The 15,401-nt window shown below is 71.1% G+C and carries 18 protein-coding genes; 8 read left to right on the forward strand and 10 right to left on the reverse strand.

The window, feature by feature from the left end:
* Positions 1-51 precede the first annotated feature (51 nt).
* Complete coding sequence (locus ABZZ04_RS05265) at positions 52-948, reverse strand: hypothetical protein (RefSeq protein ID WP_356930833.1); 897 nt, start codon at positions 946-948, stop codon at positions 52-54.
* Positions 949-1,101: 153 nt separating this feature from the next.
* Between ABZZ04_RS05265 and ABZZ04_RS05270 the strand changes: the two genes are divergently transcribed.
* Together ABZZ04_RS05270 and ABZZ04_RS05275 are read left to right on the forward strand one after the other, a co-directional pair.
* Entirely contained in the window at positions 1,102-1,959 is an 858-nt protein-coding gene (locus ABZZ04_RS05270; RefSeq protein WP_356930834.1) for a DUF4097 family beta strand repeat-containing protein, read from the forward strand.
* A 1-nt stretch (position 1,960) separates the two neighbouring features.
* Positions 1,961-2,995 carry a helix-turn-helix transcriptional regulator gene (locus ABZZ04_RS05275; RefSeq protein WP_356930835.1) on the forward strand — a complete coding sequence of 345 codons (1,035 nt, stop codon included), beginning with the start codon at positions 1,961-1,963 and terminating at the stop codon, positions 2,993-2,995.
* Positions 2,996-3,048: 53 nt separating this feature from the next.
* Here the strand turns inward: ABZZ04_RS05275 and ABZZ04_RS05280 are convergent, their stop codons facing one another.
* From ABZZ04_RS05280 to ABZZ04_RS05300, 5 genes are all read right to left on the reverse strand, one after another.
* Entirely contained in the window at positions 3,049-3,642 is a 594-nt protein-coding gene (locus ABZZ04_RS05280; protein ID WP_356930836.1) for a Clp protease N-terminal domain-containing protein, read from the reverse strand.
* Positions 3,642-3,851: a helix-turn-helix domain-containing protein gene (locus ABZZ04_RS05285; protein WP_356930837.1), complete on the reverse strand. Its 210-nt coding sequence runs from the start codon at positions 3,849-3,851 to the stop codon at positions 3,642-3,644. The genes ABZZ04_RS05280 and ABZZ04_RS05285 overlap by 1 nt, the downstream gene beginning before the upstream one ends.
* A 90-nt stretch (positions 3,852-3,941) precedes the next feature.
* A complete protein-coding gene (locus ABZZ04_RS05290; RefSeq protein ID WP_356930838.1) occupies positions 3,942-5,378 on the reverse strand; it encodes a cellulase family glycosylhydrolase in 1,437 nt (478 codons plus the stop codon).
* A 56-nt stretch (positions 5,379-5,434) separates the two neighbouring features.
* Positions 5,435-6,400 carry a zinc-binding dehydrogenase gene (locus tag ABZZ04_RS05295; RefSeq protein ID WP_356930839.1) on the reverse strand — a complete coding sequence of 322 codons (966 nt, stop codon included), beginning with the start codon at positions 6,398-6,400 and terminating at the stop codon, positions 5,435-5,437.
* 317 nt (positions 6,401-6,717) lie between these two features.
* A complete protein-coding gene (locus ABZZ04_RS05300) occupies positions 6,718-7,929 on the reverse strand; it encodes an NADP-dependent malic enzyme (RefSeq protein WP_356930840.1) in 1,212 nt (403 codons plus the stop codon).
* A 522-nt stretch (positions 7,930-8,451) separates the two neighbouring features.
* On the opposite strand from ABZZ04_RS05300, the gene ABZZ04_RS05305 reads away from it, so the two are divergent.
* From ABZZ04_RS05305 to ABZZ04_RS05315, 3 genes are read left to right on the forward strand one after another with little or no spacing between them, the layout of a single operon-like run.
* A complete protein-coding gene (locus tag ABZZ04_RS05305) occupies positions 8,452-9,414 on the forward strand; it encodes an ABC transporter substrate-binding protein (protein ID WP_356930841.1) in 963 nt (320 codons plus the stop codon).
* A 27-nt stretch (positions 9,415-9,441) separates the two neighbouring features.
* On the forward strand, positions 9,442-10,410 hold the full coding sequence (locus ABZZ04_RS05310; protein WP_356930842.1) for an amino acid ABC transporter permease: 969 nt from the start codon (positions 9,442-9,444) through the stop codon (positions 10,408-10,410).
* Entirely contained in the window at positions 10,407-11,168 is a 762-nt protein-coding gene (locus tag ABZZ04_RS05315) for an amino acid ABC transporter ATP-binding protein (RefSeq protein WP_356930843.1), read from the forward strand. The genes ABZZ04_RS05310 and ABZZ04_RS05315 overlap by 4 nt, the downstream gene beginning before the upstream one ends.
* Positions 11,169-11,241: 73 nt before the next feature.
* On the opposite strand, the gene ABZZ04_RS05320 is transcribed toward ABZZ04_RS05315, so the two are convergent.
* The 3 genes from ABZZ04_RS05320 to ABZZ04_RS05330 form a co-directional block, all read right to left on the reverse strand.
* Complete coding sequence (locus ABZZ04_RS05320) at positions 11,242-12,015, reverse strand: hypothetical protein (RefSeq protein ID WP_356930844.1); 774 nt, start codon at positions 12,013-12,015, stop codon at positions 11,242-11,244.
* Positions 12,012-12,500 carry a SigE family RNA polymerase sigma factor gene (locus tag ABZZ04_RS05325; RefSeq protein WP_356930845.1) on the reverse strand — a complete coding sequence of 163 codons (489 nt, stop codon included), beginning with the start codon at positions 12,498-12,500 and terminating at the stop codon, positions 12,012-12,014. Before ABZZ04_RS05325 ends, ABZZ04_RS05320 begins: the two co-directional genes overlap by 4 nt.
* A 146-nt stretch (positions 12,501-12,646) precedes the next feature.
* Positions 12,647-13,408, reverse strand: coding sequence for a class I SAM-dependent methyltransferase (locus ABZZ04_RS05330; protein ID WP_356930846.1), 762 nt, complete (start codon positions 13,406-13,408; stop codon positions 12,647-12,649).
* Positions 13,409-13,496: 88 nt separating this feature from the next.
* Here ABZZ04_RS05330 and ABZZ04_RS05335 point away from each other — a divergent pair, with 88 nt between their 5' ends.
* Positions 13,497-14,126 carry a CGNR zinc finger domain-containing protein gene (locus tag ABZZ04_RS05335; protein ID WP_356930847.1) on the forward strand — a complete coding sequence of 210 codons (630 nt, stop codon included), beginning with the start codon at positions 13,497-13,499 and terminating at the stop codon, positions 14,124-14,126.
* Here the strand turns inward: ABZZ04_RS05335 and sodX are convergent.
* Entirely contained in the window at positions 14,030-14,482 is a 453-nt protein-coding gene (sodX, locus tag ABZZ04_RS05340; protein WP_356930848.1) for a nickel-type superoxide dismutase maturation protease, read from the reverse strand. The two genes, ABZZ04_RS05335 and sodX, sit on opposite strands and share 97 nt — an antisense overlap.
* A gap of 179 nt (positions 14,483-14,661) precedes the next feature.
* Here sodX and sodN point away from each other — a divergent pair, with 179 nt between their 5' ends.
* Positions 14,662-15,057, forward strand: a complete 396-nt coding sequence (gene sodN, locus ABZZ04_RS05345) for a superoxide dismutase, Ni (RefSeq protein ID WP_072483792.1) — start codon at positions 14,662-14,664, stop codon at positions 15,055-15,057.
* 149 nt (positions 15,058-15,206) lie between these two features.
* Positions 15,207-15,401, forward strand: a complete 195-nt coding sequence (locus ABZZ04_RS05350) for a hypothetical protein (RefSeq protein ID WP_356930849.1) — start codon at positions 15,207-15,209, stop codon at positions 15,399-15,401.

Genomic DNA, 15,401 nt, shown 5'->3' on the forward strand with positions numbered 1-15,401 from the left:
GCCCGGACCCGCGCCCGCCCAGGACGCGTCCGGTCGTCGCACCCGTCCCTCTCAGCCGCCCGCTCCCGCCTCCTCCCCCTGCCCGGACCTCTCGCGTCCGTCGCGGGCGACGAGGAGGCCGAGCGCTCCGTGCACCAGCAGCAGCGCCCCCGCGAGGACCCAGCCGCCCCCGCGCCGCCTGATCCCCCAGAGGGCCAGCGGCAGCCCGACGGCGAGCTGGGCACCGGCCAGCGCACGGGCCCGGGGGCCGCGCGTCCAGGGGCCGAGGCGACTGTTCCCGACCGCGTCGAGCCCGGCCCGTACCGCCTCGCGCGGGCCGGGCCGGACGATCGGTTCCGCCCCGGGGCACTCGTCGGCCGCCTCGTACAGCCGGTCGCCGGGCGTGTCCGGGTCCAGGCCCTCCGGAAGGAACAGCCCGATCCGGGTGAGGACGGCCAGCAGTCCGCGCAGCCGGGTGCGGGCGTCGGCGTCCGGATCGGGCCGGATCAGCTCTTCGAGCGCCTGCACGTCCAGCACGGGGTCGAGGCCGAGCCGATCGGCGAGCGTGCGCACGGCCTCCTCCTCACCGGCCGGGGTGCCGTCCGCGAGCCAGACGTAGCCGACCGGGCGGCGGAAACCCGACGCGAGCAGGCAGCCGGCCCGGTCGCCGTCCCACCACAGGGCGAGCACCGGCCACGCCGAACCGACCGCGAGCGCGGCGGCCCAACCGGCCACGACCCGGTCCACCGGCTCCACGCCGTCCCCGTGCGCACCGTCCCCCGCCCCGGCCCCCGCGCCCGTACCCGTGCCCGGTTCCTGCCAGGGCCTTCCCTCCGGCACGAGGGCGGACCAGTCGTCCCCGGCGGGCACGAGCAGCATCCGTTCGCGCAGCAGATGGGCCACCGGTCGCACGATCTCGGGTTCGGCACGGCACAGCAGCAGCGCCCCCACGGGGGATGTCGCTTTCATGCCCCACACCGTAGGCCGGTTCGTCCCTGTTCGGCGCCCTTTGATCGGCCACTGGAATCGCGACACGTCTTGACTTCCCAGAACCGCGATATATCGTCTTCAACAAGAGACGCGATATGTTGCGTCATTCCGTGTTCCTTGGAGGTCAGATCCATGCCTGTGTCGTCATGGGCCATCGCCGAGCCCCGGAAACTGACCTTCGACGACCCCGTGACGTCGCTCAACGTGCGGATCGTCGGGGGCACCGTCAACGTCGTCGGCACCGACGAGCCGACCGCCCGGCTGGAGATCTCCGGCGTCGAGGGCCCGCCGCTGACCGTGACCCGGGAGGGCGGCACGCTCACGGTCGCGTACGAGGACCTGCCCTGGCACAACTTCCTCAAGTGGCTCGACCCCAAGGGCCGGCGCCGCAGCGCGGTCGTCTCGGTCGCCGTGCCGGCCGGCTCGGCGGTGGAGGTCGGCGTGGTCGGCGCCGGGGCCGTCGTGTCCGGGGTCCGCGGGCGCGCGGAGGTGCGGAGCGTCACCGGCGACACCGCCCTCGTCGGACTCACCGGCCCGGTCCGGGCCGAGACCGTGTCCGGGAGCGTGGAGGCCCAGGCGGTCACCGGCGAGCTGCGCTTCCACTCGGTCTCGGGCGACCTGACGGTCGTCGAGGGCGCGGGCACCTCGGTACGGGCGGACTCGGTCAGCGGCGACATGGTGCTGGACCTGGCCCCGGGCGGGAATCCCACGGACATCCGGCTGACCACCGTCTCCGGCGGGGTCGCCATCCGGCTGCCGCACCCGGCGGACGCGACGGTCGAGGCCAACACCGCGAGCGGCACCGTCTCCAACGGCTTCGAGGACCTGCGGGTCAGCGGCCAGTGGGGCACGAAGAAGATCACCGGCACCCTGGGCGCCGGTACCGGCAAGCTGCGGGCGACGACCGTCTCGGGATCGATCGCCCTACTGCGCCGACCGCCGACCGAGGACGACCCGTACGTTGCCGAGCCGACCGGAAAGGTGCTCTGACATGCCCCCCGTATTCGCCCACGGCCGTCTCCGCCTCTATCTGCTGAAGCTCCTCGACGAGGCCCCCCGGCACGGCTACGAGGTGATCCGGCTGCTGGAGGAACGTTTCCAGGGGCTGTACGCCCCCTCCGCGGGCACGGTCTACCCGCGCCTGGCCAAGCTGGAGGCCGAGGGCCTCGTCACGCATGCCACCGAGGGCGGTCGCAAGGTCTACTCGATCACCGAGGCGGGCCGCGCCGAACTGGCCGACCGCACCGGTGAACTGGCCGACCTGGAGCTGGAGATCCGGGACTCGGTCTCCGAACTGGCCGCCGAGATACGGGACGACGTGCGCGGCGCCGCCGGCAAGCTGCGCAGCGAGATGCGGGCTGCGGCGCGCGAGACCAGGCACACCGGCTCCGGCGCCGGGGGCGACCGGGATTTCCCCTTCGGGAGCTTCGGGAACTTCGGCGACCTCGGGGACTTCGGCGACCTCGGCGACAAGGAGGCGTGGCGGGTCGCGAAGGAGGAGCTGAGCAAGGCCAAGCAGGAGTGGAAGGAGCAGGCCCGCCGGGCGAAGGACGAGTCCCGTCGCGCCCGGGAGGACGCCCAGAAGGCCCGGCGCCAGGCCAAGGAGGCCCAGGAGCGGGCGCGCGAGCAGATGCAGAACGCCGCCCGCCAGGTGCAGGAGCACTTCGCCCGGGGCGACTGGCCCTCGGGCGTGCGGGAGGGACTGGCCGAGCTCACCGGTCAGCTGAGCGGCTTCGCCAGGACGGGCACGTGGCCCGCGTACATCAAGCCGGAGCCCGCCGACGCCGACCCCGACTGGGGCCGGGACACCGCCCGCACCGGCGACCCGGCCCGCGACCTGGACCGGCTGCTCGACCGCTTCCGCGACGACATCCGTGACGCCGCCAGGGACCGGGGGGTCACGGCGGAGCAGGTGACCGAGGCCCGTCGCCATCTGTCGACGGCGGCGGCGCACATCGGCGCGCTGCTGCGGAAGGAAGACGGGGACGGCGACGACGACGGCGACGGCGACGCCGAGAAGCACTGACCGGCGGGGCGGGGCGGGGAGCGGGCGCACGCCCTCCCCGCCCCGCCCGCGGTTCAGCCCGCCCGCCGCCAGGTGCCCGTGCCCCCGTCCGCCTCCTCGGCGCCGTACAGCGCGCGGTTCACCGCCCCGTACGTCGCGCCGTGCGCGGCCAGCACATCGGCGGCCACGCCGGGGCAGGCGGTCAGGGCCAGCAGGATGTGCTCGTCGCCGATGGAGCGGTCCCTGCGCCCCGTCGCGATCCGCAGCGACCTCGTCAGGACGTCCTTCGCCCCGCGGGTGAACGGGCGGTGCCCGGTGCCGCGCCGCCTGCCCCGGTCCAGCGCCCCCTCCCCGTGGGCCTCCTCGACGCGGGCGACGACCTCGGTCACGTCGATGCCGAGTCCGGCGAGCGCTTCCGTGTCGGCCCGGGTCAGTCCGCCGCGACGGCGCGCCTCGGCCAGGTCGGCCTCGACGGACGCGCGGCGGTCGGTCAGGCCGAGCGCGGCGAGGGCGAAGCCGGCCCGGCCGCCCCGCCGGTCCAGCAGGGCGAGCAGCAGGTGTTCCTCGGTGATCGATTCGGCGTGGGTCCGTTCGGCGTGGGTCCGTTCGGCGTGGGTCACGGCGCCGGTCACGGTCTCCCGGGCACCGCGGGTGAAGCGTTCGAACATCAATGCCTCCCGTACTTCTTGTGCACGGCCTGTCGGCTGACACCCAGTTCGGCCGCGATCTCCTGCCACGACCAGCCCTGCATCCGGGCGCTCCTGACTTGCACGGCCTCCAGTTGCTCCAGCAGTCGGCGCAGCGCGGCGACCGCCCGCAGCCCCACCCGGGGGTCGCGGTCGCCTGCGCGCGCGGCGAGATCCGTCGCTTCGGTCATGCTGTCAATTTAGGTTGACACCCCACCCCTGTCAACCAAAGTTGACGGGAGCGGGGTGGAGCCGGACGGGAAGTGCCGGCAGGGCGGTGTTCAGCGCTCCGTCCGGCCGGGTGCCGTCCCGGTCGCCGTGACCGTGACGCGCTCCCCCGCGCGGGCCCGGACCCGTACCTCGTCGCCGTGCCTGCGGACCTCGGCACGGCCTCGCACGGAGATCCGCCACCTGCCGGCCTCCGCCGGCAACGAGATCTCGGTGACGCCCCGGCGCCCCGCCGTGTAGACGAGCCGGTAGGTGCGGCCGGTGTCGTCGTACGTGTCGGAGTGGACGGTTCCGGCGACGGCGGGCGCGTACGGGGTGGCGGTCCGCTCCTTGTTGGCGGCGAAGGCACCGTTCTCGTCCAGGGCGCAGTAGCCCCCGCCGTAGCACCACACCCAGCCCGCCCAGCCCGAGCTGTAGCGGCTCAGGGAGGCCATCGCGTCCCGGTAGAAGCGGCCCATCTGCGGGAGCTTGTTGTTCAGCGGACCCCATTCGCCCACGACGACCGGGATCTTCCGCTGCTCCGGGTACGCGGTGATGGCGGCCTCGTACGACTCGATCCAGCCGGCTGCCGGGTCGTAGTCGGCGCCGGCCTCCATCGCGGTGTTGTAGAAGTGCGGGGCGTAGACGGTGCGGTGGTCCCTGATCGCACCCAGTCCGGTGGGGACGCCCTCGCCGACGATGGGGGTGGGCTCGACGAACAGCCAGTTGTCGCGGTCGACCGAACGGATCGCACGGGCCAGCCGGTTGTACATCGGGGTGATCTGCTGTGCCTCGATGCGGCGGGCGGCCGTCGGCAGGTCCTCGCCCTCGCGCATCTCCCCCATCGGCTCGTTGATCAGGTCGTAGCCGAGGACGGCGGGATGGTTCCGGAAGCGTTCGGCGACGACCTGCCACATCCGGGCCTGGGCGCGCCGGAGGTCGGCGTCCTCGTAGAGGTGGGTGAAGGCGCGCTGCACGGCGGGCTCGAAGTACTCCGAGAACCAGTCGTCGGGGTGCGGGGTGAAGGGCAGACCGTCGGTGCGGGTCGCCCAGGCCGGGATGCCCCGGGCGTTGAACGCCGGGCCGAACACGTCCTGGTGGGCGTCGAGCAGCACCTGGATGTCGTACTTCCGCGCCCAGTCCAGGACTCGGTCGATCCGGCGCAGGTACTCGGCGCTGTAGTGGCCCCGGCGCGGCTCCAGGTCGTCCCAGAAGAAGAGCAGCCGGGCGAAGTTGAAGCCCTTGGCCCGCAGATCGCGGAAGTGCTTCTCGGTGATGGCGTTCAGCGCCTGGTCACCGCTGTTCGCCTTGTCCGCGACGCTCCATCCGCGCAGGGTGAGTGTGCGCCCGGCGTCGTCGGTGAGGCGGGGGATGCCGGTCCGTCCGGAGGCCGACGGCGGTGCCGGGGCCGTTTTCCGTTCCGGTGGTGCGGGACGTGCGTCGGCGGCGGGGGCGAGCGCCCCCGCCGCGAGCACGAACGACGTGACGATCGAGGTGAGTACGCTGCCCATTCGTATCCGCGTCCGCATTCGCATGGCGCAGATCAGAGCAGCTCACCCCGGACACCTCAAGAGCAGGTGAGCACAATCTTTCCGAACTGGTCGCCCGATTCCAGCCGTTGGAAGCCCTCGCGGGCCCGGTCCAGCGGCAGCACCTCGTCGATGACGGGCCGCACCCCGGTCGTCGCGCAGAACGCCAGCAGGTCCTCCAGCTCGTCCTTGGAGCCCATCGTCGAACCGACGACCTTCAGCTCCAGGAAGAAGATCCGGGTCAGCTCGGCGTGCGAAGGACGGTCGCCGCTGGTCGCGCCGGAGATCACGATCGTGCCGCCGGGGCGCAGCGACTTCACCGAGTGGGACCAGGTGGCGGCCCCGACCGTCTCGATGACCGCGTCCACGCGCTGCGGCAGCCGCGCGCCCGGTTCGAACGCCTCGGTCGCGCCGAGCTCGACGGCGCGCCGGCGCCTGGCCTCGTCGCGGCTGGTGGCGTAGATCCGCAGTCCGGCCGCCCGGCCGAGCACGATCGCCGCCGTGGCGACACCGCCGCCGGCTCCCTGGACGAGGACCGAGTCGCCGGGGCGCACCCCCGCGTTGGTGAAGAGCATCCGGTACGCGGTGAGCCAGGCGGTCGGCAGGCAGGCGGCCTGCTCGAAGGTGAGCTCCTTCGGCTTGGGCAGCACGTTCCAGCTGGGTACGGTGACCCGCTCCGCGAAGGTGCCCTGGTAGCGCTCGGTGAGGATGGAGCGGGGCTCCCCCGGTCCGACGCCGTGGCCGCTCTGGCCGATGACGGAGTGCAGGACGACCTCGTCGCCGTTCTCGTCGATCCCGGCGGCGTCGCAGCCCAGGATCATCGGCAGCTTGTCCTCCGCGAGGCCGACGCCGCGCAGGGACCAGAGGTCGTGGTGGTTGAGGGAGGCGGCCCGTACGTCGACGGTGGTCCAGCCGGGCCGCGCCTCGGGAGCGGGGCGTTCACCCAGCTCAAGGCCGTTGAGGGGGTGGTCGCGGTCGATGCGGGATGCGTAGGCGGCGAACATGGCCCCGACGATAGGCCGGGGCACGGGCCGGCGTAACCGGCCACGGGTGTGACGCGCACCGCGCACCCTCCCCGCACCGACGCGCCCACGTACCCGAGTGCCTACGAGTACGGGCACGGGCGCGGGCACGAACACAGCCGCGGGCACGGAAAAGGGCGGGGTGCGGAACGGGTCCGCCGCGGGCGAGCCCTTCCGCCCGCGGCCACACTCCTCGACCGGGCACCCACACCCGTGTCCGCACCCCGCCCGGGGCCTCCGTCAGGACCCCGCCGGACCGCCGCACCGGGCGGTCGGCGGTCCGGACGGAGGCCCGGGGTTCAGCGCCGTGCCACGCCCTCCGCACGGGCCGCCGCGGCCACCGCGGCGGTGACCGCCGGGGCCACCCGCTCGTCGAACGGCGACGGGATCACGTAGTCGGCGGCCAGCTCGTCGCCCACGACGTCGGCCAGCGCGTTCGCCGCGGCGATCTTCATGCCCTCGGTGATCCGGGAGGCCCGGACCTGGAGGGCGCCCGCGAAGATGCCGGGGAAGGCCAGCACGTTGTTGATCTGGTTGGGGTAGTCGGACCGCCCGGTCGCCACGACGGACGCGTACTTGTGCGCGATGTCGGGGTGGACCTCGGGGGTCGGGTTGGCCATGGCGAAGACGAACGCGCCGGGCGCCATCGAGGCGACGGCCGCCTCGGGGACCGTGCCGCCGGAGACGCCGATGAAGACGTCCGCGCCGGCCAGCGCGCTCTCCAGCGTGCCGGAGATCCCGGCCCGGTTCGTGATCCCGGCCAGCTCCCGCTTGACCTCCGTCAGGTCCTCGCGGTCCCGGCTGACGATGCCCTTGCGGTCGGCCACGGCGACGTCGCCGAGCCCCGCCTCCAGCAGGAACTTGGCGATGGCCACCCCGGCCGCGCCCGCGCCGGAGATCACCGCGCGCAGGTCGCCGAGGCTGCGGCCGGACAGCTTCGCGGCGTTGCGCAGGGCCGCGAGCGTCACGACCGCGGTGCCGTGCTGGTCGTCGTGGAAGACCGGGATGTCGAGCCGCTCCTGGAGCCTGCGCTCGATCTCGAAGCAGCGCGGCGCCGAGATGTCCTCCAGGTTGACCCCGCCGAAGGACGGCGCGAGCCGGACGACGGTCTCGACGATCTCGTCCGCGTCGGTGGTCGCGAGCGCGATCGGCACCGCGTCCACACCGCCGAACTGCTTGAAGAGGATCGCCTTGCCCTCCATCACCGGGAGGGAGGCCTCGGGCCCGATGTCACCGAGGCCGAGCACCGCGGTGCCGTCCGTCACGACGGCGACGACCTGCGACTTCCAGGTGTAGTCGTGGACCAGCTCGGGGTTCTCGGCGATGGCGCTGCACACCTTGGCGACGCCGGGGGTGTACGCGAGGGACAGGTCGTCCTTGTCACGGATCGGGACGGTGGCCTGCACGGCCATCTTCCCGCCGCGGTGGAGCGCGAAGGCCGGATCGAACGGCTCATCGGTGGTGCTGTCGGTGGTGCTGTCGCTGCGAGGATTGACGATCTCCGCTGCCATGGTGTTGACCCCTTAAGTCTTCATCGTTTGAGGGTGGCCACTCCTGGTTGAGGAGGGGTGGGCGGGCACCGCGTACGTGCCCTGCACCGGCGGTTGGCCCGCCCCGGCAGGGGGAAATACATACGCGCGGGCGCGCCGCACACGCGCCCTGAGCCCCGGATGAGGGGTGTAAAGGTCTTTCTTACCGGACGGACCGCATTACGGACGAGTTCATAACAGTGCGGTGACGTGGCTCATAGTCGAATATCAGGACAAGTAGAACAAGCGACGAAAAAGTGTCCGCCTGTCGAGACGCGCCACAGATCCTCCGGCGCGGACGGGAAAACCCCAAAGATGGTCCGGCGCGAGCGCTGCGGACCCTGATGTTCCGGGTCCGCCCGTTATCCGATTTTGACATGGCAGGCCCCCTGAACAGGCTAGTCCGAATGGCAAGATGCCCTAATCGCACAGGGCGGCGGCATCCGACGTCGTGTGTCTGCACTGCCTGGCAACACCACGCACAACTGCCGGAGGAACCTGATCATGACCGCATGCACCACTCGTCGTACGCCTGCGAAACACCGAATTGCAGCGGTCGGCACCATCGCGGTCGCCGGCACCATGCTGCTGACCGCCTGTGGCGATCAGACCAACAGCGGGTCGACGAAGACCGGCGGAGAGACCACATCCAGGAACAGCGCCCCGCTCTTCGGCAAGCTGCCCGAGAAGTACCAGAAGTCCGGCGTCATCAAAGTCGGCACAAATGCCGAGTACGCCCCGATGGAGTCGGTGGAGAACGGAAAGATCGTCGGCGTCGACCCCGATATCGCCGAGGCCCTCGGCAAGCAGCTGGGTGTGAAGTTCACGTTCACCTCCGGCTCCTTCGACGGTCTGATCACCGCGCTGAACACCGGGCGCCACGACATCGCCATGTCGTCCATCACGGACAACAAGCAGCGCCAGGAGGGCCTGGACGACAAGGGCAAGAAGCTCGGCAAGGGCGTCGACTTCGTCGACTACTTCCTGGCCGGTACCGCCGTCTACACCAAGAAGGGCAACCCCGAGGGCATCAAGTCCATCGAGGACCTGTGCGGCAGGACCACGGCGGTCCAGCGCGGCACCACGTACGAGGCGACCCTGCAGAAGCAGTCCAAGGCGTGCGAGGCGGCCGGCAAGAAGGCCGTCGACATCGAGTCGTTCGAGAACGACACCGAGGCCCAGACCCGGGTGAAGTCCGGTGGCGCGGTCGCCGGGGTCAACGACTACCCGGTCGCGCTCGACCTGTCCCGCAAGTCCGGCGGCGGCAAGGACTTCGAGGTCGTCGGCGAGCAGGTGGACGCCGGCCCGTTCGGCATCGCCGTGAGCAAGGACAACACCGCACTGCGTGACGTGCTCAAGGAAGCCGTGGACGCGATCATCGCCGACGGCTCCTACCAGAAGGTGCTCGACAAGTGGGGCGCGGGCACGGGGGCGATCGACAAGGCCGCCATCAACGGCGGCAAGTGACCGGCTTCCCAGCGAAGGGCAGTCACCATGACTGACAAGTTCGACAAGGTGCCCGGCGGTCCGTCGCCCGTCGCCTCACCCGTCTCCAAGGCGCCCTCGGTCGCACCGGAGGCCATCCGGGCCGTTCCCGTACGGCACTACGGCCGCTGGCTCAGTGGCATCGTTGTCTTCGCGCTCCTCGTCGCCCTCGTGTACGCCTTCTCGCAGGGCAACATCCAGTGGCAGGCCGTCCGGGACAAGGTCTTCGACGAGACCGTCCTGGCCGGGGCCAGCCGCACCCTGCTGATCAGCGTGCTGGCGATGGTCCTCGGCGTGGCGCTGGGCGTGCTCCTCGCGGTGATGCGGCTCTCGAAGAACCCCGTCACGAGCTGGGTCGCCTGGCTCTACATCTGGTTCTTCCGCGGCACACCGGTCTACGTGCAGCTGCTGCTCTGGTTCAACCTGGCCCTGATCTTCCCGATCCTCAACATCCCGTTCATCTACAAGGACGAGATGACCGATGTGATGACGCCGTTCATGTGCGCCCTGCTGGGCCTCGGCCTCAACGAGGCCGCGTACATGGCGGAGATCTGCCGGGCCGGCATCCAGTCGGTGGACGAGGGCCAGACCGAGGCGTCGCACGCGCTGGGCATGACGCAGGCGAAGACCATGCGCCGCGTGGTGCTCCCGCAGGCGCTGCGGGTGATCATCCCGCCGACCGGCAACGAGTTCATCAACATGCTGAAGACCTCGTCGCTGGTGTACGCGGTCACGTACAACGAGCTGCTGCGCTCCACCTCGCAGATCGGTTCGACCAGTTACGCGGTGATGGAGATGCTCTTCGTCGCCTCGATCTGGTACATCGTGATGACCAGCGTGTTCAGCGTGGGCCAGTACTACCTGGAGCGTCGTTACGCCCGGGGCAGCCTGCGGAGTCTGCCGCCCACCCCGTGGCAGCGGGTCAGGGCCAACCTCGCGTCGTTCAGCAACCGCCGCACGGGAGGTGCCTCCGCATGAACGCCATGGTGAAGGCCGAGGGCGTCCACAAGTCCTTCGGCGCCGCGCACATCCTCAAGGGCATCGACCTGGAGGTCGCCCCGCGGGAGGTCTTCTGCCTGATCGGCCCGTCCGGTTCCGGCAAGTCGACCTTCCTGCGGTGCATCAACCACCTGGAGAAGATCAACGCCGGCCGGCTGTACGTGGACGGCGACCTGGTGGGCTACCGCCAGAAGGGCGACAAGCTGTACGAGCTCAAGGACAGCGAGGTCGCCCTGAAGCGCCGGGACATCGGCATGGTCTTCCAGCGCTTCAACCTCTTCCCCCACATGACGGCGCTGGAGAACGTCATGGAGGCCCCGGTCCAGGTCAAGGGCGAGTCCAAGGCCGTGGCCAGGGCCCGTGCCGAACGGCTGCTGGACCGGGTCGGCCTGGCCGGCAAGGCGAAGAACTTCCCCTCCCAGCTGTCCGGCGGCCAGCAGCAGCGGGTGGCCATCGCCCGCGCCCTGGCCATGGAGCCGAAGCTGATGCTCTTCGACGAGCCGACGTCGGCGCTCGACCCGGAGCTGGTGGGCGACGTCCTGGACGTCATGCGCGGCCTCGCGGAGGACGGCATGACGATGGTCGTCGTCACCCACGAGATGGGCTTCGCCCGCGAGGTCGGCGACGCGCTGGTCTTCATGGACGACGGCGTGGTGGTCGAGGCGGGCCACCCGCGCGACGTGCTGACCAACCCGCAGCACGACCGGACGAAGTCCTTCCTGTCGAAGGTGCTGTAGCGGCAGGGGCAGGAACGGGAGGGCGGTACGGACTCCGGTCCGTACCGCCCTCCCCCCGTTCGCTCGCCCCGTACTACTTCTTGATCCGCAGCTCCGGGCTGAGCATCAGGGTCCGCAGCTGGGCGCGGGTGAGCGGCGTGCTCTTCAGCAGCGGCCCCTGCGACCGGTCGCTGACGAAGCCGGTGCTGTCCCGGACGGCCAGCAGGGAGCCGTCCGGGAGCGTGAGCCGGGCGGTGAGCTCGGGCCCCCAGTCCGGGGTGCCGCCGTCGATGTTGTCGTTCGCATCGCTCCAGATGGTCAGGACGCGGCCGTCCGGCAGTTCCTCGCGCGCGCATTCGGTCGGGCGCGGCTCCCCGTTGGTCGGCTTGCAGAGGTCCGCGGACGGCTCGAAGCCGCCGAGCTTCCGCTTCACGCTCTTCGCGTCCATGGTGTTGATGGTGAGGTAGCCGACGCCTCCGTCCCTGCGAACGGCGTACTGCCCGTCCAGCGGCCCCACCGGGTGTTCCTCGGCCTGTTCGACGGTAGCGTGCTTGATGACGACGGCCAGCGAGACCTGTTCGACGCTCCCCACGTCCTTGGGCAGCAGCTTGACCAGCCGGTCGGCCCTGCCCTTGTTCCCGGCGAGCTCGGTCGGGGCGGCCACCGACGACTCCTGCGGCTTCGCCCCCGGGGCGAGGCCCGGCAGAGCGACCGCTCCGACGGCGACCGCGGCAAGTGCCGTGGCCGACACGGCGACCCGGCGGCGCAGGCGCGCCCTGGCCGCACCGGCATAGACCGCCCGGGTGGAAATGACCGGCTGCCCCGCGTTCTCGGCGACCCGCGCCAGCAGGTCGTGCACGTCGTTCATACGAATTCCTCCGCCATCTCGGCGCGCAGCGCCGCCAACCCCCGAGCCGCATGGCTCTTGACCGTGTTCTCCCGCATCCCGAGCAGCTCGGCCGTGGCCTCGACGCTCAGGTCCTCCCAGTAGCGCAGCACCAGTACGGCTCGCTGCTTGGCCGTGAGCCGGGCGAGGGCCGCCCGCACCGCAAGGCCGGTGTCCGTGTCGGGCGCACGGCCCGCCCGGTCGGGCAGTTCGCCGTACGCCTGTTCGCGCCGCCAGAATCGGCGACGGGCCGCGATGAAGGTGTTGACCAGGGTCTTGCGTGCGTACGCCTCGATGTTGTCGAGCCGCCCGTGCCGCCGTCCGCCGAGCACCACTTTGACCAGCGTCGCCTGGACCAGGTCCTCGGCCTCGTGCCGGTCGCCGCACAGCAGGTACGCGCTGCGGAACAGGGCGGTGCGTCTGTCCTCGACGAAGGCGTGCAGCGCGGCATCGTCGTCGATCCGCATCGTCGGCACCCCTCTCCGGGTCCGCGGGTGCGGACCGTCTCACCCTTCCAGTGCGGCGGGACGCACAGCAGGTTGCGGCAGAGGCAGAAAAACAAGAAGAGGCGGCACGGCCCCTGTCCGTACCGCCTCCTCCGCGCGAGCTGCCGCTACTTCACCGCGAGCACCAGGGTGTCCGAGGGGGACGCCCAGACGGGCCGCGCCTCGCCGAATCCGGCCTTGCGCAGGGTCTCGGTGTGCCAGGCCACGGAGGGCATGTCGCCGTCCGCGTGCTCGCCGTAGATCCGGAACCGCTCCGCGGTGGGCTCGGCGAGCGCCGGGTCCTCGGCGGCCAGGGCCCACCAGTCGGCCCAGTCCAGCGCGCCGGCGGCCCGGGCCCGGTCCATGACCGCGTGCCGGTGGGCGCGCTCGGCCGCGTTGATCCGGGGGGTGGTGGTGTCGATCATGTGGTCGGCGTTCATGAACACCCCGCCGTCCCTGACGAGCCCCCCGATGTGCCCGTAGAGCGCGGCGAGCGGCTCGGTGTGCAGCCAGTGCAGGGCGGTGGCGGTGAGGACCGCGTCGTACGAGTCGTAGGGCAACAGCCCCGTCCACTCCGGGTCCTTGAGGTCGGCGGTGACAAAGGTGACGCGCCCGTCGCCCTCGAAGTGGCCGCGCGCGATGGTGAGCAGCGCCGGGTCGAGATCCACCCCGGTACTGGTGGCTTCGGGGAACCGCTTCAGCAGCCGGTCCGTAATACTTCCCGTACCGCACGCGAGGTCCAGCACCCTCGGCCGCGGCCCCACGAGGGCCTCGACCATGTCCAGCATCACCCGGAACCGTTCCTCGCGGTCAGGCATGTACCACTCCTGCTGCCGGTCCCAGCTCTCCTGCCAGGCCCGCCAGTCCGTACCGGTCGTTTCCGTCACCATCAGAACCTCCATGTAATACCCTGGGACCGCAGAAGCCCATTACATCGTTGGCTGTATCGACCTTAGACCGCCGCCGTAAGGACTACAAGTGGAACTGGCCTATTACTCGGACTATGCCGTGCGCCTGGTCAACACTGAGGAGCCGGCCCGCAACAAGGACTGCCTCACCTCCGTCGAGGCGGTCCGGGAGCTGTTCGGTCCCAACCGCCAGGCGGCCCGGCGGGCGACCGACACGGACGTGACCCGCTTCAGGTCCGTACGGGCCCGGCTGCGCGCGGTCTTCGAGGCGGCCGACGGCGGCGACGAGACCCTCGCCGTCGACCTGCTCAACTCATTGCTGCTGGAGTTCCCGGTCAGCCCGCAGATCTCCGGGCACGAGACCCGGGACGAGGACGGCAAGCCGGACTGGCACATGCACCTGGCGGACCACCCGTCGAACGCCACGGCCGGGTACGCCGCCATCGCGGCGATGGGCCTCGCCTTCCACCTCACCTCGTACGGGGTCGACCGGCTCGGCCTGTGCGAGGCGCCGCCGTGCCGCAACGCCTACCTCGACACCTCCACCAACCGGTCCCGCCGCTACTGCTCGGACCGTTGCGCCACCCGGGCCAACGTGGCCGCCTACCGGGCCCGGAAACGCCTGGAGACGGAGCGCGCCGCCGAGACCGGCCGCAACGCGGAGAAGGCCCAGGCCACCACGCCCGGCACCGACCGCTGACCCTTCTTCAGCGGCCGGTAGCGCACCCGGGCGGTGGCCAGCACGAGTTCCTCCGGCACCGTCCCGTAGTCCGTGCTGTCACCGCCCGCGAAGGTGTTGTCCGCCAGCACCCACCAGCCGCCCCGCCGGCGCTCGGCGGCCCGCTTGACGACGAGCAGGTCCTGCTGGAACGGATGCCGCAGGATCACCACGTCACCGGGCCGCACCCTCGCCCCGTACTGCACGAGCAGCCAGTCCCCGTGATGGAGCGTCGGCACCATCGACGGCCCGGTCACCTCCACCACCTGGAACGGCACCCGTCCGGTCCGCCCCTGCGCCGTCCCGGGCACCTCCGGCATCTCCGGCACCTCCCGCATCCCTCCGGCACCTCCCCGCTCCATCAGTAAACGTCCCGATACGGCGTTCCGTACATTCGGCCACTGGTCCCATCCTCGCCCCGGACTTTTGGCCTAAGCCCACGGGGGCACCCACGAAAACCCGCCTCCCACCGAGTAATGTCCCACCTGAGAAGACGATCACGAGGAAGGACAGCTCAATGCTTTCCCGCCTGTTTGCCCCCAAGGTGAAGGTCAGCGCCCACTGCGACCTGCCCTGCGGCGTGTACGACCCGGCCCAGGCCCGCATCGAGGCGGAGTCCGTCAAGGCCGTCCAGGAGAAGTACCAGGCCAACGAGGACCCGCACTTCCGGGCCCGCGCGGTGGTCATCAAGGAACAGCGTGCCGAGCTCGCCAAGCACCACATCTCGGTGCTGTGGAGCGACTACTTCAAGCCCCCGCACTTCGAGAAGTACCCGGAGCTGCACCAGCTGGTCAACGACGCCCTGAAGGCCCTCTCGGCCGCGAAGGCGTCCACGGACCCGGCGACGGGCCAGAAGGCGCTGGACTACATCGCCCAGATCGACAAGATCTTCTGGGAGACGAAGAAGGCCTGACCTTCCTCTCTGCTCCACCCGCCCCCTCACGGGGGACGGACCGCACCCGGTCCGCAGTTCGCCGTCGACGGCGTTCATGGCGGCCGGGTGCGGTCTTCTTTTTCCGGGTGCGGGCGCGCGTGGGTCCGCGGCGTGAGGACGGCGGACGTGTGCCCGAGAACCAACTGCACCTCGCTCGACGCGCTCCCTACGCCGGCAGACATGAACACGTCGTCGGCTTCTGGTCGTACTTCGTCGAGGGCGGGCCGGGCATCGACATCACCGCACCCACACCGTTCACGCCGTACGCCACGAGCACGCAGGAAGCCGTCGACTGCCTCGGGGTCTGGCCGCCACAGGGATGA

This window comes from Streptomyces sp. NPDC006435 (assembly GCF_040612315.1).
In the GTDB taxonomy this organism is placed as follows: domain Bacteria; phylum Actinomycetota; class Actinomycetes; order Streptomycetales; family Streptomycetaceae; genus Streptomyces.

Bases quoted from the DNA above. Each gene is read 5' to 3' on its own strand.
- ABZZ04_RS05265 (WP_356930833.1), bottom strand. From the start codon at position 948: ATGAAAGCGACATCCCCCGTGGGGGCGCTGCTGCTGTGCCGTGCCGAA.
- ABZZ04_RS05270 (WP_356930834.1), top strand. From the start codon at position 1,102: ATGCCTGTGTCGTCATGGGCCATCGCCGAGCCCCGGAAACTGACCTTC.
- ABZZ04_RS05275 (WP_356930835.1), top strand. From the start codon at position 1,961: ATGCCCCCCGTATTCGCCCACGGCCGTCTCCGCCTCTATCTGCTGAAG.
- ABZZ04_RS05280 (WP_356930836.1), bottom strand. From the start codon at position 3,642: ATGTTCGAACGCTTCACCCGCGGTGCCCGGGAGACCGTGACCGGCGCC.
- ABZZ04_RS05285 (WP_356930837.1), bottom strand. From the start codon at position 3,851: ATGACCGAAGCGACGGATCTCGCCGCGCGCGCAGGCGACCGCGACCCC.
- ABZZ04_RS05290 (WP_356930838.1), bottom strand. From the start codon at position 5,378: ATGGGCAGCGTACTCACCTCGATCGTCACGTCGTTCGTGCTCGCGGCG.
- ABZZ04_RS05295 (WP_356930839.1), bottom strand. From the start codon at position 6,400: ATGTTCGCCGCCTACGCATCCCGCATCGACCGCGACCACCCCCTCAAC.
- ABZZ04_RS05300 (WP_356930840.1), bottom strand. From the start codon at position 7,929: ATGGCAGCGGAGATCGTCAATCCTCGCAGCGACAGCACCACCGACAGC.
- ABZZ04_RS05305 (WP_356930841.1), top strand. From the start codon at position 8,452: ATGACCGCATGCACCACTCGTCGTACGCCTGCGAAACACCGAATTGCA.
- ABZZ04_RS05310 (WP_356930842.1), top strand. From the start codon at position 9,442: ATGACTGACAAGTTCGACAAGGTGCCCGGCGGTCCGTCGCCCGTCGCC.
- ABZZ04_RS05315 (WP_356930843.1), top strand. From the start codon at position 10,407: ATGAACGCCATGGTGAAGGCCGAGGGCGTCCACAAGTCCTTCGGCGCC.
- ABZZ04_RS05320 (WP_356930844.1), bottom strand. From the start codon at position 12,015: ATGAACGACGTGCACGACCTGCTGGCGCGGGTCGCCGAGAACGCGGGG.
- ABZZ04_RS05325 (WP_356930845.1), bottom strand. From the start codon at position 12,500: ATGCGGATCGACGACGATGCCGCGCTGCACGCCTTCGTCGAGGACAGA.
- ABZZ04_RS05330 (WP_356930846.1), bottom strand. From the start codon at position 13,408: ATGGTGACGGAAACGACCGGTACGGACTGGCGGGCCTGGCAGGAGAGC.
- sodX (WP_356930848.1), bottom strand. From the start codon at position 14,482: ATGCGGGAGGTGCCGGAGATGCCGGAGGTGCCCGGGACGGCGCAGGGG.
- sodN (WP_072483792.1), top strand. From the start codon at position 14,662: ATGCTTTCCCGCCTGTTTGCCCCCAAGGTGAAGGTCAGCGCCCACTGC.